This is a genomic window from Flavobacterium sp. B167r (assembly GCF_056824315.1).
Window position 1 is genome coordinate 746,413 of the sequence record NZ_CP124859.1, and the last position, 21,462, is coordinate 767,874.

Genomic DNA, 21,462 nt, shown 5'->3' on the forward strand with positions numbered 1-21,462 from the left:
AGGATTAAAATGATTTTAAATCTGTGAAAATCTTGTAATCTGTGGCAAAATATTTTTAATTCTTATTTCTCCATTCCTCCAAATTCAACACCATATTGAGCGCTGTCCAAGTTTCTCCATCTACTTCTCTCATGTATTTTTTATCGGGATTTAAAGTAAATCCAACTTTTTCATAACACTTTTGAGCTCCGACATTAAAGTCGAAAACATTCAACTCAATATTTCTTTCTTTCCTGTTTTCAAAAATATATTGCAACAATAGAGCCACCATCTGCTCGCCAATTCCTTTTCCTCTTTGGTTTTCATCCATAATCAAGATTCGACCTAATTTTGCAGAATCATTGTTAAAATAAATTTCGCAATGCCCAATCGTATTACCATTAGAAGTATTAGCAACTCTAAAAGCAATTCTATTTTCATCAGAAAGTGTTTTATCTATTTGATCCTTTGTTAACGGAAAAGTAAATTCTGGCCCGCCAAATTGCATTAAATCTTTTGCATTTTTGACAGAATCGATCAATTCAGAATAATCTTTTTTCTCAAAATTTTCTAAGTGTATCATTTTTTAGAACAGTAAAAATTAAGGCACATCGTCACCCATACTTTCTGTCCAAATTGCAAACCAATCTTCTTTATCCATTTCTAACTCAATTGCTTTTGCTAAAGATTGAATTCTGGCAATATTTACTGTTCCAGCAATCGGAATTATTTTTGCCGGATGTTTTAAAATCCAAGCCAATAAAAGTGTATCTGCACCTAAATGATATTTTTCTAATAAAGTAGAAAACAGTTTTTTCAAACGGCGAGTTTGTTTCGTATCTTCTCTAAAAACAGTTCCAAGCGGATTCCATGATAAAGGACGAATTCCGTTTGTTTGCATGTAATCTAAACTTCCGTCTAGCATTGCGTCGTAATGCGTTGCAGAAAACTGCACTTGATTATAACTAATTTCTGTTTTCTGACGAATTAATTCTGTTTGGGAACTTGTAAAATTCGAAAGTCCAAAATCAATAATTTTTCCTTCTGCTTTTAATTTTTCAACTGCTTCTGCAATTTCATCAGCCTGCATTAGCGGACTTGGTCTGTGAAGTAAAAAAACATCTACATAATCTGTTTTCAAATTCTTCAAAGAAGTTTCTACCGACTTAAGAATGTAGTCTTTAGAATAATCATAATGTTTGATTTTGTTTTCAGGGCGTTTATCAGCAATCATCTGAATTCCGCACTTGGTAATTAATTGTAATTTTTCACGATCAATTTTACTGGCGTGAAAGGCTTTTCCAAAATCGGCTTCGGTCGTATACGAACCGTAAATATCCGCGTGATCAAAAGTCGTAATTTTGTTTTCGATACTTACCTGTATCATGTTTTCCATTTCTTTGGTTGTAAGGTTTTTATCCCAAACTCCCCAATTCATAGTGCCCGAAATTATAGGCGATAAGACTGTTTTGCTCATAATAGTTATGCGTTATTTTTGGTAATAATTATGCTTTCATAAAACATAATCATCAAAGTTCTTAAAAATATAAAAATAGATTCACAATTAGTCCTTAAAATTAGGTCTTTGGTCGAAGTTTTAACCATTCTTTAACATCTTACTTCTCAAAAAATATTCAATTTGCACTCTCAAAAATTAGGCGTAAAAATCAAGGTTTTAAAAATATTTATATGGAAGAAAATACAACGACTTTAGACATTAGAGCGATAAATGAAAAAATTGAGAGAGAAAGTGCTTTTATAGACCTTCTTACGATGGAAATGAACAAAGTTATTGTGGGTCAGAAACATATGGTCGAGCGTCTATTGATCGGATTACTTGGACAAGGGCATATTTTATTGGAAGGAGTTCCTGGTCTGGCAAAAACTTTAGCCATCAACACGCTTTCTCAAGCGGTTCAAGGATCTTTCAGCCGTATCCAGTTTACACCCGATTTATTACCTGCCGATGTTGTCGGAACCATGATTTACAATATTAAAGCAAACGAATTCTCTATAAAAAAGGGACCAGTTTTCGCCAATTTCGTACTTGCGGATGAGATTAACCGTGCGCCTGCAAAGGTTCAGTCAGCGTTATTAGAGGCTATGCAGGAGAAACAAGTTACTATTGGCGACACTACTTTCAAATTAGATCGTCCGTTTTTAGTATTAGCAACACAAAACCCAGTTGAGCAAGAAGGAACGTACCAACTTCCTGAAGCGCAAGTTGACCGTTTTATGTTGAAAACCGTTATTGATTATCCAAAAATTGACGAAGAGCGTTTTGTAATTCGTCAAAATTTAAAAGGAACTTACGAAAAAGTAAATCCTGTAGTTTCTGTAGATCAGATTTTACGTGCTCAGGAAGCTGTTCGTGAAGTTTATATGGATGAAAAAATCGAGAAATATATTCTTGATATTATTTTCGCTACACGTTACCCAGAAAAATACAAATTAGCCGATTTAAAACCGCTTATCAGTTTTGGAGCTTCTCCTCGTGGAAGTATCAACTTGGCTAATGCTGCTAAATGTTATGCTTTCATCAAACGTCGCGGTTACGTAATTCCAGAAGACGTTCGTGCAGTTGTTCACGATGTATTACGTCACAGAGTTGGAATCACTTACGAAGCAGAAGCAGAAAACATTACTTCTGTAGACATTATCAACAAAATCGTTAACGAGATTGAGGTACCTTAAAAATAGTTTTCAGTTTTCAGTCACAGTAAACACATTACGATTAACTGCGACTGAAAACTGCGACTGAAAACTAAAGAAATGGATACAAAAGAGCTTTTAAAAAAAGTACGGAAAATAGAAATCAAGACCAAAAGATTGAGTAATCATATCTTTTCGGGAGAATACCACTCTTCATTTAAAGGACGAGGAATGACGTTTAGCGAGGTGCGTCAATACCAATACGGAGATGATATTCGTAACATCGATTGGAATGTAACCGCACGCTATAACGAAGCTCATGTTAAAGTATTTGAAGAAGAACGCGAATTGACCATGGTTTTAATGGTCGACATTTCGGGTTCGGAATCTTTTGGGTCTAAAAATCAATTCAAGAAAGACATCGTAACCGAAATTGCGGCAACTATGGCTTTTTCGGCTACACAGAATAATGACAAAATTGGTTTAATATTATTTTCTGATACTGTAGAATTATATATTCCGCCAAAAAAAGGACGTTCGCACGTGCTTCGCATCATTCGTGAATTGATCGAATTTGAACCAAAAAGCCAGAAAACAGACATTGCGCAAGCTTTGAAGTTTTTATCTGGAACTCAGAAAAAGAAAGCCATCATTTTTATGATTTCCGATTTTATGTCTGATTCTTATGAGCATACTTTAAAAATTGCTTCTAAAAAACATGACATTACAGGTGTTCGCGTGTACGACATTCGCGAAGAGAAAATTCCAAATTTAGGAATGGTTCATATGCTTGATGCCGAAACAGGAAAAATTCAATTGGTTGATACTGGTTCAAAAGCTGTTCGAATGAACTACGAGAAACATTATCAAGAAAAGCTGAATTACTTTAAAGATACTTTCCGTAAATCTGGAGCAGGAATTGTCAATACCAGAGTTGACGAAAATTACGTTACTAAACTATTAGGCTATTTCAAATCGAGGTAAATATAATTTTAGATTGCAGATTTTAGATTTTAGATTTTTTAAAATTGAGAATTTAAATTCTGATAAATTAATGCCATTAAGCAATCATTTTAGACTAAAATCTGAAATCCAAATCAAATGAAATTTAAACTTTATATATTTTTATTGCTTTTTTCTACTATGGTTTTTGCGCAACAGAAACAAGTAGAAACAAGTATTGATACGACCAAAAACAAAATTGGTGCTGAGTTCAAACTGACGCTTAAAACAGTTGTGTCTTCAACAGCAAAGGTTGAATTTCCTAAACTTAAAAATATAGGTCCGTTAGAAGTTATTCAGTCTTATCCAATTGATACGGTTAAGAAAGATGCCACTAATTACGAACTTATCAAAAAATATGGTTTAACGCAGTTTGATTCTGGACGTTATACAATTCCGAGCATTAAGATTTTAATCGATAAAAAGCCTTTCTACACTGATTCAATTAAAGTTGAAGTCGCTGCTGTAAAAGTGGATACTTTACAACAGAAAATGTATGACATTAAAGATATTTCTTCTGTTGATGAAGGAATGGGAAATTGGTGGATTTATACTTTAATAATTTTAGCAATTTTAGGAATCGGCGCTTTCGTTTATTGGTATGTTAAAAAACGCCAGCTGAAAAAAATCGAAGAAGAAGTTTATAAAACACCTATCGAAAAAGCAACTAGTTTACTTAATAGTCTAGAGTCTAAAGAACTTGTTCAAAAAGGAGAAATCAAAGAATATTATAGTGAATTAACAGATATTGCGAGAAATTATATCGAAGAAGCAATTCACATTCCAGCAATGGAAAGTACAACTTCTGAGTTAATTACAGCAATTAGAGACGCTTCTACCAAAAAGAAAATGACGCTGACACCAGAAACGGTTGAAAATTTAGAGCGTGTTTTACGTCAGGCCGATTTGGTGAAATTTGCGAAATCGAAACCGCTTGATTTTGAAATTACGGATGATAGAAATAAAATTCAGAAAGTAATTTTGACTCTTGATAATGCGATTCCGACTGAAGTTCCAGAAGACATAGAAGATCAGTTATTGAATGAAGCTCAGAGACAAAAACAAATTCAGGCACAGCTTCGTAAAAAACGAAATGCTAGAATTGGTTACGCAGTTGCAGCCGTAGTATTTTTATTAACTGCAACTACAACTTATTTTGTGGTGACAAAAGGTTTCAATTATGTAAAAGATAATTTAATTGGTCATCCGTCAAAAGAATTATTAGAGGGCGAATGGGTAAAAAGCGCTTACGGAAGTCCTGCTGTTATCATTGAAACTCCAAAGGTTTTAAAAAGAATGGACGCTCAAAAAACACTTCCAAAAGAAGCAATGGCACTTATTAAAGAAATGCAGCTTTTCGCATACGGAAGCATGATTGACAATTTTTATGTAACCGTTTCAACATCTAAATTTAAACAGCCAACCGATATTGATTTAAATAAAACCTTAGAAGGCACTATAAAAATTATTGAGGCTCAAGGCGGACAAAATATTATTGTAAAACAAGAAGATTTTCAAACTAACGAAGGTATTCAGGGAGTAAAAGGTTACGGAACAATGACTGTTCTTAATCCTGCAACTAAAACGAGTACAAAAGCATATTACGAGTTATTACTCTTTAAGCAAGATCAAGGTTTACAGCAAATTTTGATTTTACACGAAGAAGGCGATACGTATGCAAATGAAATCACGACCCGAATATTAAATTCTGTTGAACTTCAAAGAGCAGGCAACTAATGAGCAAGATCACTTTTTTAAATCCAGAATTTCTTTGGTTGTTTCTATTAATTCCGATTGCAGTAATTTGGTTTTTCTGGAAACGCAACCAGCAGTCGGCTACTTTAAAAATGAGTTCGACAGCAGGTTTTCAGAACAGCGAATCATTGCTTACAAAATTAAAACCTTGCTTATATGTTTTTAGAATCTTAGCATTAAGCGCGTTAATTATCGCTTTAGCAAGACCAAGAACTGTAGACATCAGCAATCAGACTAAAACAACAAAAGGAATTGATATTGTAATGGCAATTGACGTTTCTGGATCTATGTTGGCAAAAGATTTAAAGCCAAACCGTATGGAAGCTTTAAAAAGAGTGGCAGCAGATTTCGTTGAAGAAAGACCAAACGATAGAATCGGATTGGTTTTGTACGCTTCTGAAGCTTACACAAAAACACCAGTTACAAGTGACAAAGCCATAATACTTGAAGCAATAAAAGGAATTAAATACGATACAGTTTTACAAGACGGAACCGGAATCGGAATGGGATTGGCAACTGCTGTAAATCGTTTAAAAGATAGTAAAGCAAAAAGCCGCGTTATCATTCTGCTAACGGATGGTGTTAACAATGCTGGTTTTATTGAACCAGAAACGGCCTCTGATATCGCAAAACAATACGGAATTAAAGTATACACGATTGGTCTTGGATCTAACGGAATGGCTGAATCTCCATACGCATATGCTCCAAATGGCGGATTTTTATTCAAAATGCAGAAGGTTGAAATAGATGAAAAGCTAATGAGAAGCATCGCCAAAAAAACGGATGGAACTTATTTTAGAGCAACAAGCACAGATAAATTAGCAGAAATATACAAATCAATCAATAAACTGGAAACAACCGAAATTGAAGAATTAAAATTCTACGATTACGACGAAAAATATAGGTTTTTTGTCTTATTTGCAGGTTTAATGTTATTGCTTGAAGTTGGATTAAGAAATACGGTTTACAGAAGCTTTATTTAATATTTTAGTCGCAGTCACGGTTTACAGTTAACAGCTGTAACTGAGACTGAAAATTGAGACTGAAAACTAGAATTAAAAAATGGAATTAGACGAAAAAAAATATTTATATCTCTTATTGCTTATCCCGATTGTGGTGTGTATTTTTCTTTTCAATATGTATTGGAAAAGAAGAACGCAGCGCGAATTTGGTGATTTGGAAATGGTAAAAAGATTGAGCCCCGAAAAATCGGTTTTTAAACCAGTTTTAAAAATTGTCGTGATTCTTTTGGCGCTAACTTGTTTGATTATTGGTTTGGTAAATCCGAAGATTGGAACCAAAATGGAGACCGTAAAACGAGAAGGTATTGATATTGTTTTTGCTGTTGACGTCTCTAAAAGTATGCTTGCTGAGGATGTTGTTCCTAGCCGTTTGGATAAAAGCAAGCAATTGGTTTCGCAAATCATCAATCAATTAGGAAGCGATAGAATCGGAATCGTAGCGTATGCAGGAAGCGCATTTCCAGTTTTACCAATTACATCGGATTACAGTGTTGCAAAAATGTTCTTGCAAAGTATGAGTCCAGGAATGGTTTCGTCACAAGGAACATCTTTAGACGAAGCGATTAAATTATCTTCGACTTATTTTGATGAAAAAAGCAAAACCAGCAAATTATTAATCCTAATTTCTGATGGTGAAGATCATTCTGAAGGTGCGTCGGCTGCGGCAGAAGAAGCCAATAAATTAGGAATGAAAATCATTACCATTGGTGTTGGAACAGAAAAAGGAGGAACAATTCCGTTAAAAGAAAATGGCGTTCTTAAAGGATACCAAAAAGACCAAAACGGAGAAACAGTAATTACCAAATTAAATCAAGAAGGTTTAAAAACTATTGCAAAAGCGACAAAAGGTGGTTATGTTTACGGCGGAAGCACAAAAGAAGTTTTAGAATATGTAAAAAATGCTTTAAACAATATTCAGAAAACAGAATTTGAAGCTACACAAATGGCCGAATTTCAATCGCAGTTTCAATGGTTTATCGGGTTTGCATTTTTATTGCTTTTCCTAGACATTTTCTTGTTGGAAAGAAAAACAAACTGGATCAAAGAGTTGGATTTATTTAATGAAAAGAAATAAAAAAAAGTTAGCCACTAATTGCTCGAATTTACACGAAAACAAATTGCAAAGTTTTGTGAAATTCAAATAATAAGAACCAAATTAATTAGTGCCAATTGGTGAAATTCGTGGCAAACAAAAAACAAAATTAGAATGAAAAATTTAATCCTTTATATTTTACTGACCGTTTCTTTTGCAGTTTCTGCACAAGAAAAAGATAAAGCGTTGCCAGCTGGAAATGAAGAATATAAACAGAATAAATTTGTTGATGCTGAGGCAAACTATAGAATTTCGGAATCTAAATTTACGAAACGATCAACAGCACCTTATAATTTAGGTAATACCATTTATAGGCAAAATCAGGTTTCGGAAGCTAAATTTGCTTACGCGAAAGCAATAAAAAATGCCAAAACAAGACCTGAAAAACACAAAGCTTATCATAATCTCGGGAACGTTTTCATGAAAGAGAAAGATTATACGCAGGCGGTTGAAGCTTACAAACAAGCACTTCGTAACGATCCAACCGACGATGAAACGCGTTATAATTATGCTTACGCGAAGCAAAAACTAAAAGAGAATCCTCCTAAAAACGATCAGAATAAAGATAAAAACAAGGACAAAGACAAGGATAAAAATAAAGACAAAAACAAGGACAAGGATAAAGATAAAGACAAGGATAAAAAAGACGATAAAGGCGACCAGGATAAAGACAAAAAAGATGGTAAAAACGATCCGAAGAAAGATGACAAATCTGACAATCAAGGAGAGCCAAAACCACAACCTGGAGGAATATCAAAAGAGCGTGTTCAGAATTTGCTAGATGCGGTAAACAATGAAGAAAAGAAAATTCAGGACAAAGTAAACGCTCAGAAAGTAAAAACTAATCCTAAGAAAACAGAAAAAGACTGGTAAAATTTGGTTAATCGTTTAACCGTTAATTTGTTTATTTGATCCAAACAATACAATTAAACAAATTAACGGTTAAACGATTACACATTAAAAACAACGATTAAACAAGTAATGAAAAGATATTTAATTCTATTTCTACTCACTTTTCAAGGACTTATGGCTCAAGTGCAATTTGAAGCCAGAGTCAGCAAAAACACACTTGGACTAAACGAAAGACTTCGTATAGATTTCATCATGAATGTCGATGGAGATAATTTCGAACAGCCTGCTTTTGAAGGATTTAAAATGGTTGCAGGCCCAAGCCAGCAGATTAGTCAGTCTTGGATAAACGGACGAAGCTCCTTTCAAAAAATATATTCTTATATTTTACAACCTGAGAGAAAAGGTGCTGTCACAATTAAACAAGCGGCAATAGAATTCAATGGTCAGGTTTACAAAACAAACCCGATAAAGGTTACTGTAACCAATGCCGTGGCTCAAGAAAGAGATCCAAACGACAGACCTCCAGGATCTGGAAATGAACTACTAACTCTTGTTGCCGAAATTTCAAAGACAAATCCGTACTTAAACGAACCGATTACAGCCGTTTATAAATTGTATTTTAACAATATTGGAGTAACTGGCTTCAAGGAAATTGCAAAACCTAAATACAATGATTTCTGGAATCAGAACATTGAAATTAAAAAACTTGAGATTGAAGAAGGAAATTTCCAAGGCCAAAGATGTTATTATGTAATCTTGAAAAAGACCATTTTATATCCGCAAAAATCTGGAAAACTTACTATTGAACCTCTTTCACTAGATATTGGCGTGCAATTGCCAACAAATCGTCGTGATATGTTTGGTCAAATGATTATTACAGAAGACAACAAAATAGTTTCTGCCGGAGCCAAAACAATCAATGTAAGACCGCTTCCTGAAAGCACAAAACCAGAAGGATTTACTGGTGCTGTCGGAAAATTGAATTTTACTGTGACTCCATCAAAAACAACACTTAAAAATGGTGAAGGTCTTGACTTAATCGTTAGTGCGCAAGGAACTGGGAATATGAAGTTATTTACACTTCCAAAACCAGTTGTACCAAATGCACTAGAAATGTACGATCCTGTTCACGACGAACAAGTAACGACTTCGTTAAGCGGAATGTTTGGAAGAATTACAGACAAATACACTATTGTGCCGCAATACCGTGGAAAATATGCGATAAAACCAATGCAGTTTTCGTATTTCGATTTGAGCACTGGCACTTATAAAACCATCACTTCGAAAGAAATTATGGTCGATGTTTTGGACGGACCAACGCCTGCAGAAGCAAATCCAAGCGCATCGGCTTCTAAAAATGCTATGGCAACAGCGGATCATTTCAAAAACATAAAATCCAGAACAGCATTGATTGCAATTGCTAAAAATGATTTTTACGATTCTAGTTTGTATTTAGGATTGTTATTCGCGCCGTTTATTATTATTCCGATTATCATTTTAGCTAGAAAGAAAAAAGAGGCTATGGATAGTGATGTTACTGGAAATAGAATTAGAATGAACAATAAGCTGGCTAAGAAATATTTGTCGCAAGCGAAGAAACATCTTAACAACAAAGAGCCTTTCTATATCGCACTTGAAAAAGCAATGCATAATTTCTTGAAAGCAAAACTGCATATCGAAACTTCAGAAATGAGTAAAGACAATATTAGAGAATTGCTGTTGTCTAGAAATGCAAATCCAGAAACGGTTCAGAATTTTATTGCTCTTACTGAAAACTGCGAATTTGCACGTTATGCACCGGCATCAAGCGCTTCAATTCAGCAGGATTATGATAAAGCTGTTTTGATTATTTCTGAATTGGAAAAACAGATTGTTTAATTTTTTTTACCGCAAAGTTCGCTAAGAAAATTGATTTAGATTGAGTCGAATTTGAGTTCGCAAAGTTGAGAATCTTATTATAAAAGAAAAATGAAAAACATACTATATCTCTTTTTATTAATCTCGCAGGTTTTCTTTGCGCAAGGGCGTTTTGAATCGGCTAATGCGTTGTACCAAAAGGGTCAATATAAAGAAGCAGCGCAGGTTTATGAAAACATCATCACAGAAGACAAATTACATTCTGCTGAAGTGTATTTTAATTTGGGGAACTGTTATTACAAACTAAATCAAGTTGCACCTTCGATTTATAATTATGAAAAAGCTTTGGTTCTAAAGCCAAACGATCCAGAGACTTTAAACAATTTAAAATTTGCCAAAAAACTGACTATTGATGAAATCAAAGAAGTTCCAAAAGTAGGTTTTGCCAAACTGATTCAGAACTTCACTTCTGTTTTTGATTATAATACTTGGGCTAAAATCTCTGTTGCACTTGGTTTTGTATTTTTATTGAGTTTTATTGGGTATTATTTTTCAAATGCTACACTGGCAAAAAGAATTTATTTTGTCGGAATGTTTATCATTTTGGTAGCTTTTGCTTTAAGCATTTCAGCAGGAATCTCTGAAAAAAATCATTTTGAAAACGACCGAGTTGCCATTGTTTTTTCTGAATTAAGCCAAGTTAGACATGAACCTAAAAATTCTTCAAATGGAATTATTTTATTGCACGAAGGAGCAAAAGTTTATGTATTGGAAAGTGTTGCTGGCTGGAAAAAAATTGAATTGACAGATGGAACTCAAGGTTGGATTGACTCTTCAACAATTAAAGAGGTGAAATAAAATCTTAGAAATATTTAAATTTAAAAATCCCAAATTCCAAAACAAGATTGGAATTTGGGATTTTTTATTTTTTAGAATTTAATGATTAATTCACAGCATCAACCAATCGTACAAATTCAGATCTGTAACCTTCTTCGTCATTCGACAAACCAGATTTTGCCAATCTTTTAATGTCCGAACTTGAGCTGTTTGCAATATATTTTGATTCACGCAATTTTAATCCAAACCAAGAAACAGCAGTTGTGAATTTGAAATCTTGAGAACTGTTTTCTAAGTCTGTTTTCCTGTCTGCAATTACATTTACGATTTCAACACTTTTGTTGCCATCAGGTTTTTTATACCTAAACTTTACTGTCGCCAACTCATCGCTATGATTTTCAGCTGATTTCTGCGTTTTAGTGTATTTTAAATCCGAAGGAACGTAATCACTGTCAACTCCAGTCGGAACAATCTCATAAAGAGCCGTAACCGAATGTCCGCTACCTAATTCACCCGCATCAATTTTGTCATTTTTAAAATCTTCAGCTTTTAATTTTCGATTTTCATAACCAATCAATCGATACGCTTGAACATGATTCGGATTAAACTCAATTTGGATTTTTACATCTTTCGCGATAGCAAACATAGAACCTTTAAATTCTTTTCCAAGAAAACGATTTGCTTCTTGAATGTTATCGATATATGCGTAATTTCCGTTTCCTTTATCAGCCAAGATTTCCATTTTGCTGTCTTTGTAATTCCCCATCCCAAATCCAAGAACCGTTAAGAAAACTCCAGATTCTCTTTTTTGTTCTATCAATTTCAACATATCATCATCAGACGAAGCGCCAACATTAAAATCACCATCGGTAGCTATCACTACTCTATTATTTCCTTCTTTGATAAAATTCTGTTGCGCGAGTTTGTACGCTAATTCGATTCCTTCTCCTCCAGCTGTGCTTCCGCCTGCATGCAAATCATCAAAAGCATCTATAATTTCATCTTTATTATCGCCAGAAGTTGGCTCTAAAACTACTCCTGCAGATCCTGCATAAACCACAATCGAAACTTTGTCAATGCTTCTAAGTTCTTTTACTAGAATTTTCATCGATTCTTTCAGCAATGGCAATTTATTTTGCTCATCCATCGAACCCGAAACATCAACTAAAAAAACTAAATTACTAGCCGGCAAATTTGCCATTGGAACGTCTTTTCCCTGCAAACCGATTTTTAGCAATCGACTGTTTTTATTCCAAGGACAATCGCTGTATTCTGAGTTTATAGAAAACGGATGTTCGCCATCTGGCTGCGGATATTTGTATTTAAAGAAGTTGATCATTTCCTCAACACGAACGGCGTCTTTTGGAACTTTTTGTCCTTCATTTATAAATCGGCGAATATTGGTGTACGATGCATTATCAACATCGATAGAAAAAGTAGAAAGAGGTTCTTTTAGCGGAGATTCAAACGGATTTTCTTCTAATTCTGCGTAACTTTCTGTGTTTGGTTCAGCATACATTTCATCTGGAATTGCTTCTATCGAAACAGCCGCAGAATCAGTTGTTTCATAACTTTGGTCTGGCCCATACGCTTTCTTACAGCTGAAAATAGTAAGTACAAGGAATGCCATCATAAAGAAATTAAGATTTCTCATAAAGTAAATTTTTAAAAATTAATAAATAGGTTATTGGCTTCAAATAAGGACTAGCATTCCGGATGTACTAGAGGTGATTATTTGCATTTTTTCGAGTATGCAAAATCGTGCCAAAAACTTTACAAATATTTTTCTTACGAGAAAATAAAATCAAAATCCCTTATTTCTAAAGGCTTTAAGCGGTGAAAATATTTTTTTGATTTTTGTAAAAATGAAGAATGTGAGAAATAAAATGTGGTATTTATTTTGCCACAGATTAAAAGATTAGAAAGGATTAATCATTTTAAATTCTTTAATCTGTGGCATTATTTTTTTCATGCAGAATTATAGATATGCATGCGTTGTCTTTCTACAATATTGAGAATATTAAATAAACTTATAAATTTTCTCAGGCGTTACGCAATAATCTAATTTGATATCCGATTCAAAAACATCATCGATTTGGTTTACAGATTCGAAAAAAGAAAGTCCGATTTTTAAGGTTTCAGGTTTGCATTCGGCAAGGAATTTATCATAAAAACCTTTTCCGTAACCAATTCGGTTTCCAAAAACATCAAAAGCCAAAAGCGGAACAAAAACCACTTCAACTTTAGAAGAAGGAACTTCGATTCCGTCAACGGGTTCTGGAATATTATATTCGTTCTTTCTGATTTTAGTATTATCCGTTAAAAGAAAATGCGTCATTTTTCTAGTATCGAAATCGCTTTTAGAAACTAAAATTTCTTTATCTTTTCCAGAAAGCAAATGCAAAATGTATTCGGTATTGACCTCTTTTTGTTCTTCAATAGGAAGAAAAACATGATAATAGATTTTATCCCAAATTGGCATTTGGATCAATTGATTTGCAATGGCCAGACTCTTCTCTTCTACTTCATCAAAAGAAAGTGCTTTACGGAAATTTTTATATTCTATTCGAAGTTCTTTTTTACTCGTCGGCATTATCGGGAATTTTAGATAAATGATAAATTGCGTCTCCTTCGTAAACAATTGGCGAATGATTGGCATTAATTACATAACCATCGTGCGGCGCTTTGATTTTTTGTTCAAACTTTCCAAACGGATCTGTAATAATGGCTAATATAGTGCCTTTGGTAACAAACTTTCCTATTAAATTAAAATCGTGAAGCAAACCAGAACATTTTGCTCGGATCCAAACCGATTGTTTAATATAAATAGAAGGCGTTAATGCAGGTTCCATGATTTGTTTAGAATCAAGCATTCCTAAATAATGAAGCAAACGTTTTGTTCCTAAAACACCTTGATTTGCAATTTCATTATTGATATCTAAAGATTTTCCTCCTTCAAAAAGCAGCATTTTTACATTCGCGGTTTCAGAGGTTTTTCTAAAAGAACCATTTATATTTTTGGAATAAAGTGTAAAAGGCGCGTTAAAAATATCGGCCAGAACTTTCAATTCAGAATTGTTTTCGGTAATTCTAATTTGCGGAGCATTAAAACGGCTTGCTCCACCGGCATGAAAATCGACAGCATAATCTAAAATCGGCAAAATTTCTTCGACAATATGATAGGCAAATCGGCTGGCAAGAGAGCCTTTTTTACTTCCTGGAAAAACACGATTTAAGTCACGCCCATCTGGAAATTCTCGAGATTTATTCACAAAACCGTACATATTGATTACTGGAATGCAAATTATCGTACCGCGAGCGGGTCTGTTTATTTTTTTACTGATGATCTGGCGAACGATTTCAACACCGTTAATTTCGTCGCCATGAATTCCAGCAGAAAATAAAACTGTTGGGCCTTCAAGCTTGGAACGGCGTACAATAACAGGAATATTCAACTTGGTTGTAGTATGCAGTCGGGCGATTTCGACATTTATGGTTCTGTGTTCTCCCGGCAAAATCGATTCGCCAAAAATAACCAATGGTGTACTATTTTTCATGTAGAATTATAAAATCTAAATATAGAAATTATATTTTAAATTCATACTTTTGGATTTAATACTCAAATTCCTAATAAACAAAAATAATAACCAATTTACCAAAGAATGAAAAAGACATTAATATTACTCGGCGCATTGACCCTTATGGCTTCGTGCATGAGCAAGGAAGAAAAAATGAAAGAAGCGGAAGAAGATGGAAATGAGGCAATTGCTGTAAAATCTAAATTAATCGAAGGTGCCGGAAAAGCGCTTCAGGAACAAGGAAAATCTGCTGCAGAAAGTGCTTCTAAAGGCGTTGGAGATGTCATAAAAGGAATAAATTCTGGAATGAATAAAAGCATCAATCAATCTGATGTAATTGCTGAAGCATCTTTTAAAGCAAATTTTGACGAATGCAAAGCTGAAAAAATTTATGCCTCTAGCGAAGACAAAGAAAAAAAAGTAACTATTTATTTAATTGCTAAAAATGATTTTAAAGGCGATCTAATTTTAAAAGCTTTCAATGCTGATAAAAAAGAAATAGGAAGAAGCCGATTAAATGTCGACATTAAAAAAGATGATGCTAAATATGTAGATTTTACTTTTGACGAAAGAACGCATTTACTTCAAACAGAATATTTTTCAATTAAATAAAAATATCTTTTATAAGGAGTCTTTTACATTTTAAAAGACTCTTTTTTTTTTCGAAGAAGAAACTCAAAAGAATTTTAAACTTTAAGCTCAATAGCTTAATTTTGTAATTATGCAGAGTCCTCTTGAACTTCAAATTATAACGTTACCCGATAATCCTGGGGTTTATCAATATTATGATAAAGACGGGAAAATCTTGTATGTCGGAAAAGCCAAAAATTTAAAAAAAAGGGTTTCATCCTATTTCAATAAAATTCACGATACTGCCAAGACAAATGTATTGGTAAAAAAAATCGTGACCATAAAACACATCGTAGTTCCAACCGAAACCGATGCGCTTTTATTGGAAAACAATTTAATTAAAACACTTCAGCCGCGATACAATGTATTACTTCGTGATGACAAAAGTTATCCGTGGATTTGCATTAAAAAAGAACCTTTTTCGAGAATATTTTCTACTCGAAGAATGGTCAAAGACGGTTCTGAATATTTTGGTCCGTACACAAATTTTAAAACGGTACACACCATTTTAGAATTAATCAAAGAATTATATCCGCTTCGAACTTGTAATTATGATTTGAGCGAATCGAATATCAACTCTGGGAAATTTAAAGTTTGTCTTGAATATCACATTGGCAATTGTAAAGGTCCTTGCGAAGGTTTAGAACCTTTGGAAGAATACCAAAGACAAGTCAATGCAATTCGCGAAATCTTGAAAGGAAATTTCAAAGAAAGTTTAAAGGATTTCAAGAAATTGATGAACAATTATGCGCAGAATTTACAGTTTGAAGAAGCGCAGAAAATAAAAGAAAAGATTGAGGTTCTGGAAAATTATCAATCTCGTTCGACCATTATCAATCCGAAGATTACCAATATTGACGTTTTCTCAATTGTTTCTGATGAAAGTGCGGCTTTTGTCAACTTCCTTCAGATTTCTCACGGTTCGATTATTCGTTCTCATACTTTAGAAATGAAGAAAAAGCTGGATGAAAGCGATGAAGAATTACTAGAATTGGCGATTGTAGAATTGCGTGAGCGTTTTCAATTATTGTCAAAAGAAATTATTGTTCCCTTTGAAATGGATTTGGGCGAGAACTTAAAAGTTACCGTTCCGCAGCTTGGCGACAAAAAACAGATTTTAGATTTATCGATTCGAAATGCCAAATTTTACAGAATCGAACAGCTGAAACAATTGCAAATTGTAGATCCAGATCGTCACGTTAATAGAATTATGGCTCAGATGCAGAAAGATTTACGTCTTCCTTCTGAACCTCGACATATTGAATGTTTTGATAACTCGAACATTCAAGGTACAAATCCTGTTGCGGCTTGCGTAGTTTTTAAAGATGGGAAGCCAAGCAAAAAAGATTATCGCCATTTTAATGTCAAAACCGTTGAAGGTCCAGATGATTTTGCTTCGATGACTGAAATTGTCGGCCGCCGTTATAAAAGATTATTAGAAGAAAATGAGCCATTACCGCAATTAATTATTATTGATGGTGGAAAAGGACAGCTTTCTGCAGCCCTAAAAAGTATTGACGAATTAGGCTTACGCGGAAAAGTAGCCATTATCGGAATTGCAAAACGTCTCGAAGAGCTTTTTTATCCAGGAGATTCGATTCCGCTATATCTGGATAAAAAATCGGAAACTTTAAAAGTAATTCAGCATTTAAGAAACGAGGCTCACCGATTTGGAATCACTTTTCACAGAGATAAAAGAAGTAAATCGGCACTTAATTCTTCTGTAGAAAGCATTCCAGGAATTGGAGAAAAAACAATGCTGGCCTTGATTCAGCATTTCAAAAGTGTTAAAAGATTAAAATTAGCCACAGAAAAAGAGATTTCAGACGTTGTAGGTGTTTCTAAAGCAAAAAAAATTGTCGATTTTTACAAAACCAATTAAAGTTTTTTATGCGTCCATTACAACTGTACATTTCAAATATTTGTTCTAAAGATTTTTTTTCTAAATCTGATAGACAGGTTTACTGGTTCGCATTATCATTTCTATTTTTAACTTCATTTTTCTTTTCGCAAAAATCTTTTTCGCAAGAAATAAAAAAAGACAGCGTAAAAAGACCTAAAATCGGATTAGTTTTAAGTGGCGGCGGTGCCAAAGGTTTTGCGCATATTGGAGTTTTAAAAGTTCTCGAAGAAGCCGGAATCAAAATTGACTATATTGGCGGAACCAGCATGGGATCTGTAATTGGCGGACTTTATGCTTCTGGTTACAATGCTTCTCAAATCGATTCGATTTTTAAACGAACCAATTTTGACGAATTAATAAACGATTATATTCCGCGTTCTTCTAAGAATTTTTACGGCAAGAAGAATGACGAATTATATGCAATCGTTTTGCCTTTCAGTAATTTTAGAGTCGGTATTCCAGAAGCGCTTTCAAAAGGAATGTACAATTATAATTTATTAAGCAGTTTGACCAGAAACGTGCGCCATGTTCGCGATTTTAATCAACTGCCAACTCCTTTTTTATGTATTGGAACTAATATTGAAACAGGCGAAGAAGTTTTATTGAACAAAGGAAATCTTGTTCAAGCCATGATGGCGAGTGCTGCTTTTCCTTCCCTATTTACTCCAGTTGAAATTGACGGAAATTTGCTTGTTGATGGTGGAGTTGTAAACAATTATCCGATTCAAGAAGTTCGCAAACTTGGTGCCGATATCATTATTGGTGTCGATGTTCAGGATGATTTACTGAAAAGAAAAAATCTGAAAAATGCCACGAGAATCTTGGTTCAGATTACCAACTTACAGTCTATTGATAAAATGAAAAGCAAAATAAAAGACACGGATGTTTACATCAGACCAGATATTCGCGACTTTGGAGTTATTTCGTTTGACAGAGGAGAAGAAATCATTAGAAAAGGAGAAGAAGCCGCTTTTGCTGTTTATGAAAAAATCAAATCTTTAAGCAATGAAAACAACTTTTATAAAAAACCAAAACTAAAAGTTGCTACAGATACACTTCATATTGAGAAAATAAATACAGACAGATTAGAAAATTACACCAAAGAATATATTCGCGGTAAACTTCGTTTCAAACCTGAAAGCACTATAACATATGATGGTCTAAAAACTGGAATAAACAATTTGAATGCTACGCAAAACTTTAGCACAATTTCGTATTGCCTTCAGCCAAATGGAGACAAAGATGATCTTGATTTAGTTTTAAAAGAAAATCCAACCCAGACCTATTTAAAACTTGGACTTCATTATGACGGACTTTACAAAAGTGGTATTTTATTAAATCTAACGCATAAAAAGACCTTTCTAAAAAATGATATCACTTCTATTGATATTATTCTGGGAGATAATTTCAGATACGATTTCAATTATTATGTAGAAAACGGTTTTAATATCAGTTTTGGTTTCCGTTCAAAATTGAATCAGTTTAATCGAAATGTAACTACGAGTTTGAGCGGCGTTCTTAATGAAAATCCGAATGTCAATTTGATCAATGTTGACTTTATGGACATCAATAATCAGGCTTATTTCCAGACTATTTTCGTGCAGAAATTTTTAATGGGCGGAGGTTTAGAATACAAATATTTAAAAATCAATTCGCCAACACTTGCTAACGAAGATAACATAATTGACAAAAGCAGTTATTTTAGCGCCTTTGCTTATTTAAAATACGATTCGCTTGATGAAAAATATTACCCAAGTTCTGGTTTGTATTTTTCTTCAGATGTGCAGACTTATATGGCATCTTCAGATTATACCAATACTTTCAAGCCTTTTTCAATTGCAAAAGCCGAAATTTCTTTTGTGAATACCTTATTTAGAAAAGCGACTTTTAAAATTGATGCCGATGCTGGTTTTACTTTCGGAAATAGCAGTGTGCCATTTTTTGACTTTATTTTAGGAGGTTACGGTTATAACAAAATCAACAACTTTAATTATTTTTATGGTTACGACTTTTTAAGTATTGCAGGCAATAGTTATATCAAAACTGGAATTACACTCGATTACGAAATTCTTAGAAAAAACCATATAAATTTATCTGCTAATTTTGCCAATCTTGGAAATGATATTTTCTCTGGTGTTGACTGGGTTTCTATGCCAAAGTATACAGGTTATGCAGTTGGTTACGGCTTAGAAACCATTATTGGCCCTATAGAAATCAAACAATCTTGGTCTCCAGAAATGTCAAAAAGCTTTACATGGTTTAGTATTGGATTTTTGTTTTAATGTTTTAACCGAGAATACTTCAATGAAATCAGGCTATTTTTTTGCTTTGTAAAAATTAAATCAAAAAAATCAGAATATTTTTTAGTTATAAATAATATAATTTTTATTTTTACTTCGAAAAAATTACGACATTTGTTATAATGAAAACAAATTGGACAGGTTTATTAGAATATCTTCAATTCCTCATCAAGAGAAATCCTGAATGAAGCTATCGAATTGAGATAATTAGTCAATACTAAATTGAACTAATTGTCTGTTCACACAATTCAAATTTTTCGAATTATCTAATTCTATAAATTATCTAATTGAAAAGCCATGCCATTATATCATAAACTTGGAGATTTTCCTCAAAAAAGACACACCCAATTCGAAAAACCTAACGGAGGTTTCTACTACGAACAATTGTTTGGTACCGAAGGTTTTCACGGACATTCGTCATTATCGTACCATGTTCACAGACCAACTCAGGTTAAAGAAATTCTAAATTCTTATTCGGTTGAACCCAAAATTGCAATCGGAAAAAACATAAAATCATTACTTTTTAAAGGTTTTGAATTAAAACCTGAAAATGACTTTTTAGACAGCCGAAAAGCCATGATGGTCAACAAAGACTGTATTATTGGTTTGGCTGCGCCGAAAGAATCGCTTCGAAATTATTTCTACAAAAATGCCGATGCCGATGAAATGCTTTTCATCCATAAAGGAAAAGGAAAATTAAGAACCATGTTAGGAAATATTCCTTTTGAATATGGCGATTATTTAATTATTCCACGTGGCATTATTTACCAAATTGATTTCGAAACCGAAGACAATAGACTTTTTTATGTAGAATCGTATTCTCCATTTTATACGCCAAAGCGTTATAAAAACCAATCGGGTCAGCATTTAGAACATTCTCCTTTTTGCGAGCGTGATTTTATTTTGCCAAACGAATTGGAAACGCACGACGAAAAAGGTGATTTTTTAATTAAAATCAAAAAAGAAGGCATGATTCACGAAGTGGTTTATGCAACACATCCTTTTGACGTTGTGGGTTGGGACGGTTACAATTTCCCATACGGATTTTCAATCCATAATTTCGAACCTATAACGGGGCGCGTTCACCAACCGCCACCAGTACATCAAACTTTTGAAACGGCTACTTTTGTCGTTTGTTCATTCTGCCCAAGACTTTACGATTATCATCCGAAAGCTATTCCGGCGCCATACAATCACAGCAATATAGATTCTGACGAAGTACTATATTATGTTGATGGCGATTTTATGAGCCGTAATAATATTGAGCAAGGTCATATTACTTTACATCCAAAAGGAATTCCACACGGGCCAGCACCAGGCGCAATGGAACGAAGCATCGGTCACAAAGAAACTCAGGAATTAGCAGTGATGGTTGATACTTTCCGTCCATTAATGGTTACTGAAGAAGCGATGGGATTGGATGATGGTCAGTACTACAAGTCGTGGTGTGAATAATTAGTGAATGTGGCAATTAAAAAATTAGAAAATGCTCTGAAAACGCATAAATGAAATAATTTCAAATAAATATTGTAATTTAAACCTACAAAAAAATTATCTCATTGACACATTTTCAAATTATCTAATTAAACTAAATGACCTTTAACGAAAAATATAAAGACAACGCTCTTTTGATTAAAACTTTCAATTTCGCCTTAAACATAATTGATTATACTACTGAACTTCAAGAACAGAAAAAGTTTGTTATAGCCAATCAATTATTAAAAAGCGGAACATCAATTGGAGCAAATTCAAAAGAATCGCAAAACGCAGAAAGTAAAGCCGACTTTATACACAAATTAAAAATTGCAATTAAAGAAGCAGACGAAACTGAATATTGGTTGTTTTTGTGTGACGCCCATAAAGATTATCCAAATTGCAAAGAACTGATAAATCAGTTAACAGAAATTTTAAAAATTTTAAATAAAATAATATCAACATCTAAGAGGAATTAGATAATTAGTCAATGTGTCAATTAGAAAATTATTTCAATTGCCGAATTTTC

At 33.6% G+C, this 21,462-nt stretch carries 18 protein-coding genes; 13 read left to right on the forward strand and 5 right to left on the reverse strand.

Annotated elements, in window-relative coordinates; all coding sequences use genetic code 11:
* Positions 1-55: 55 nt before the first annotated feature.
* Positions 56-562: a GNAT family N-acetyltransferase gene (locus tag QLQ96_RS03600; protein WP_482494741.1), complete on the reverse strand. Its 507-nt coding sequence runs from the start codon at positions 560-562 to the stop codon at positions 56-58.
* 18 nt (positions 563-580) lie between these two features.
* The gene (locus QLQ96_RS03605) at positions 581-1,456 is read right to left on the reverse strand and encodes an aldo/keto reductase (protein ID WP_482494743.1); all 876 of its coding nucleotides are present in this window, start codon (positions 1,454-1,456) and stop codon (positions 581-583) included.
* 212 nt (positions 1,457-1,668) lie between these two features.
* On the opposite strand from QLQ96_RS03605, the gene QLQ96_RS03610 reads away from it, so the two are divergent.
* The 8 genes from QLQ96_RS03610 (at position 1,669) to QLQ96_RS03645 (ending at position 11,070) form a co-directional block, all read left to right on the forward strand.
* The gene (locus QLQ96_RS03610; protein WP_482494744.1) at positions 1,669-2,673 is read left to right on the forward strand and encodes an AAA family ATPase; all 1,005 of its coding nucleotides are present in this window, start codon (positions 1,669-1,671) and stop codon (positions 2,671-2,673) included.
* Between the two features lie 78 nt (positions 2,674-2,751).
* Positions 2,752-3,615 carry a DUF58 domain-containing protein gene (locus QLQ96_RS03615; RefSeq protein ID WP_379696545.1) on the forward strand — a complete coding sequence of 288 codons (864 nt, stop codon included), beginning with the start codon at positions 2,752-2,754 and terminating at the stop codon, positions 3,613-3,615.
* 117 nt (positions 3,616-3,732) lie between these two features.
* Positions 3,733-5,370 (forward strand): hypothetical protein, encoded by a 1,638-nt coding sequence (locus QLQ96_RS03620; protein ID WP_482494746.1) that lies wholly within the window; start codon positions 3,733-3,735, stop codon positions 5,368-5,370.
* Positions 5,370-6,371 (forward strand): vWA domain-containing protein, encoded by a 1,002-nt coding sequence (locus QLQ96_RS03625; protein ID WP_482494748.1) that lies wholly within the window; start codon positions 5,370-5,372, stop codon positions 6,369-6,371. The genes QLQ96_RS03620 and QLQ96_RS03625 overlap by 1 nt, the downstream gene beginning before the upstream one ends.
* A gap of 79 nt (positions 6,372-6,450) precedes the next feature.
* On the forward strand, positions 6,451-7,485 hold the full coding sequence (locus QLQ96_RS03630; RefSeq protein WP_482494749.1) for a vWA domain-containing protein: 1,035 nt from the start codon (positions 6,451-6,453) through the stop codon (positions 7,483-7,485).
* A gap of 132 nt (positions 7,486-7,617) precedes the next feature.
* Positions 7,618-8,376 (forward strand): tetratricopeptide repeat protein, encoded by a 759-nt coding sequence (locus tag QLQ96_RS03635; protein ID WP_482494751.1) that lies wholly within the window; start codon positions 7,618-7,620, stop codon positions 8,374-8,376.
* Between the two features lie 108 nt (positions 8,377-8,484).
* Complete coding sequence (locus QLQ96_RS03640) at positions 8,485-10,233, forward strand: BatD family protein (protein ID WP_482494753.1); 1,749 nt, start codon at positions 8,485-8,487, stop codon at positions 10,231-10,233.
* A 90-nt stretch (positions 10,234-10,323) separates the two neighbouring features.
* Entirely contained in the window at positions 10,324-11,070 is a 747-nt protein-coding gene (locus tag QLQ96_RS03645) for a tetratricopeptide repeat protein (protein WP_482494755.1), read from the forward strand.
* Between the two features lie 85 nt (positions 11,071-11,155).
* Here QLQ96_RS03645 and QLQ96_RS03650 read toward each other — a convergent pair whose 3' ends face one another.
* The 3 genes from QLQ96_RS03650 to QLQ96_RS03660 all read right to left on the reverse strand — a co-directional run bounded on the left by QLQ96_RS03650 (position 11,156) and on the right by QLQ96_RS03660 (position 14,606).
* A complete protein-coding gene (locus tag QLQ96_RS03650) occupies positions 11,156-12,703 on the reverse strand; it encodes a vWA domain-containing protein (protein WP_482494757.1) in 1,548 nt (515 codons plus the stop codon).
* A gap of 366 nt (positions 12,704-13,069) precedes the next feature.
* On the reverse strand, positions 13,070-13,642 hold the full coding sequence (locus QLQ96_RS03655; RefSeq protein WP_482494758.1) for a 5-formyltetrahydrofolate cyclo-ligase: 573 nt from the start codon (positions 13,640-13,642) through the stop codon (positions 13,070-13,072).
* Positions 13,629-14,606 carry a succinylglutamate desuccinylase/aspartoacylase family protein gene (locus tag QLQ96_RS03660; RefSeq protein WP_482494760.1) on the reverse strand — a complete coding sequence of 326 codons (978 nt, stop codon included), beginning with the start codon at positions 14,604-14,606 and terminating at the stop codon, positions 13,629-13,631. The genes QLQ96_RS03655 and QLQ96_RS03660 overlap by 14 nt, the downstream gene beginning before the upstream one ends.
* Positions 14,607-14,711: 105 nt before the next feature.
* Here QLQ96_RS03660 and QLQ96_RS03665 point away from each other — a divergent pair, with 105 nt between their 5' ends.
* The 5 genes from QLQ96_RS03665 to QLQ96_RS03685 all read left to right on the forward strand — a co-directional run bounded on the left by QLQ96_RS03665 (position 14,712) and on the right by QLQ96_RS03685 (position 21,412).
* Complete coding sequence (locus QLQ96_RS03665; protein WP_482494761.1) at positions 14,712-15,239, forward strand: hypothetical protein; 528 nt, start codon at positions 14,712-14,714, stop codon at positions 15,237-15,239.
* 109 nt (positions 15,240-15,348) lie between these two features.
* Complete coding sequence (gene uvrC / locus QLQ96_RS03670) at positions 15,349-17,139, forward strand: excinuclease ABC subunit UvrC (protein WP_482494763.1); 1,791 nt, start codon at positions 15,349-15,351, stop codon at positions 17,137-17,139.
* Between the two features lie 8 nt (positions 17,140-17,147).
* The gene (locus QLQ96_RS03675) at positions 17,148-19,442 is read left to right on the forward strand and encodes a patatin-like phospholipase family protein (protein ID WP_482494765.1); all 2,295 of its coding nucleotides are present in this window, start codon (positions 17,148-17,150) and stop codon (positions 19,440-19,442) included.
* 315 nt (positions 19,443-19,757) lie between these two features.
* On the forward strand, positions 19,758-20,915 hold the full coding sequence (locus QLQ96_RS03680; protein ID WP_482494767.1) for a homogentisate 1,2-dioxygenase: 1,158 nt from the start codon (positions 19,758-19,760) through the stop codon (positions 20,913-20,915).
* Between the two features lie 137 nt (positions 20,916-21,052).
* Positions 21,053-21,412 (forward strand): four helix bundle protein, encoded by a 360-nt coding sequence (locus QLQ96_RS03685; RefSeq protein WP_482494768.1) that lies wholly within the window; start codon positions 21,053-21,055, stop codon positions 21,410-21,412.
* Positions 21,413-21,462: the final 50 nt, after the last annotated feature.

What these genes read in the sequence shown, in the direction of transcription:
- QLQ96_RS03600 (WP_482494741.1), bottom strand. Translation starts at nt 562, where the DNA reads ATGATACACTTAGAAAATTTTGAGAAAAAAGATTATTCTGAATTGATC.
- QLQ96_RS03605 (WP_482494743.1), bottom strand. Translation starts at nt 1,456, where the DNA reads ATGAGCAAAACAGTCTTATCGCCTATAATTTCGGGCACTATGAATTGG.
- QLQ96_RS03610 (WP_482494744.1), top strand. Translation starts at nt 1,669, where the DNA reads ATGGAAGAAAATACAACGACTTTAGACATTAGAGCGATAAATGAAAAA.
- QLQ96_RS03615 (WP_379696545.1), top strand. Translation starts at nt 2,752, where the DNA reads ATGGATACAAAAGAGCTTTTAAAAAAAGTACGGAAAATAGAAATCAAG.
- QLQ96_RS03620 (WP_482494746.1), top strand. Translation starts at nt 3,733, where the DNA reads ATGAAATTTAAACTTTATATATTTTTATTGCTTTTTTCTACTATGGTT.
- QLQ96_RS03625 (WP_482494748.1), top strand. Translation starts at nt 5,370, where the DNA reads ATGAGCAAGATCACTTTTTTAAATCCAGAATTTCTTTGGTTGTTTCTA.
- QLQ96_RS03630 (WP_482494749.1), top strand. Translation starts at nt 6,451, where the DNA reads ATGGAATTAGACGAAAAAAAATATTTATATCTCTTATTGCTTATCCCG.
- QLQ96_RS03635 (WP_482494751.1), top strand. Translation starts at nt 7,618, where the DNA reads ATGAAAAATTTAATCCTTTATATTTTACTGACCGTTTCTTTTGCAGTT.
- QLQ96_RS03640 (WP_482494753.1), top strand. Translation starts at nt 8,485, where the DNA reads ATGAAAAGATATTTAATTCTATTTCTACTCACTTTTCAAGGACTTATG.
- QLQ96_RS03645 (WP_482494755.1), top strand. Translation starts at nt 10,324, where the DNA reads ATGAAAAACATACTATATCTCTTTTTATTAATCTCGCAGGTTTTCTTT.
- QLQ96_RS03650 (WP_482494757.1), bottom strand. Translation starts at nt 12,703, where the DNA reads ATGAGAAATCTTAATTTCTTTATGATGGCATTCCTTGTACTTACTATT.
- QLQ96_RS03655 (WP_482494758.1), bottom strand. Translation starts at nt 13,642, where the DNA reads ATGCCGACGAGTAAAAAAGAACTTCGAATAGAATATAAAAATTTCCGT.
- QLQ96_RS03660 (WP_482494760.1), bottom strand. Translation starts at nt 14,606, where the DNA reads ATGAAAAATAGTACACCATTGGTTATTTTTGGCGAATCGATTTTGCCG.
- QLQ96_RS03665 (WP_482494761.1), top strand. Translation starts at nt 14,712, where the DNA reads ATGAAAAAGACATTAATATTACTCGGCGCATTGACCCTTATGGCTTCG.
- uvrC (WP_482494763.1), top strand. Translation starts at nt 15,349, where the DNA reads ATGCAGAGTCCTCTTGAACTTCAAATTATAACGTTACCCGATAATCCT.
- QLQ96_RS03675 (WP_482494765.1), top strand. Translation starts at nt 17,148, where the DNA reads ATGCGTCCATTACAACTGTACATTTCAAATATTTGTTCTAAAGATTTT.
- QLQ96_RS03680 (WP_482494767.1), top strand. Translation starts at nt 19,758, where the DNA reads ATGCCATTATATCATAAACTTGGAGATTTTCCTCAAAAAAGACACACC.
- QLQ96_RS03685 (WP_482494768.1), top strand. Translation starts at nt 21,053, where the DNA reads ATGACCTTTAACGAAAAATATAAAGACAACGCTCTTTTGATTAAAACT.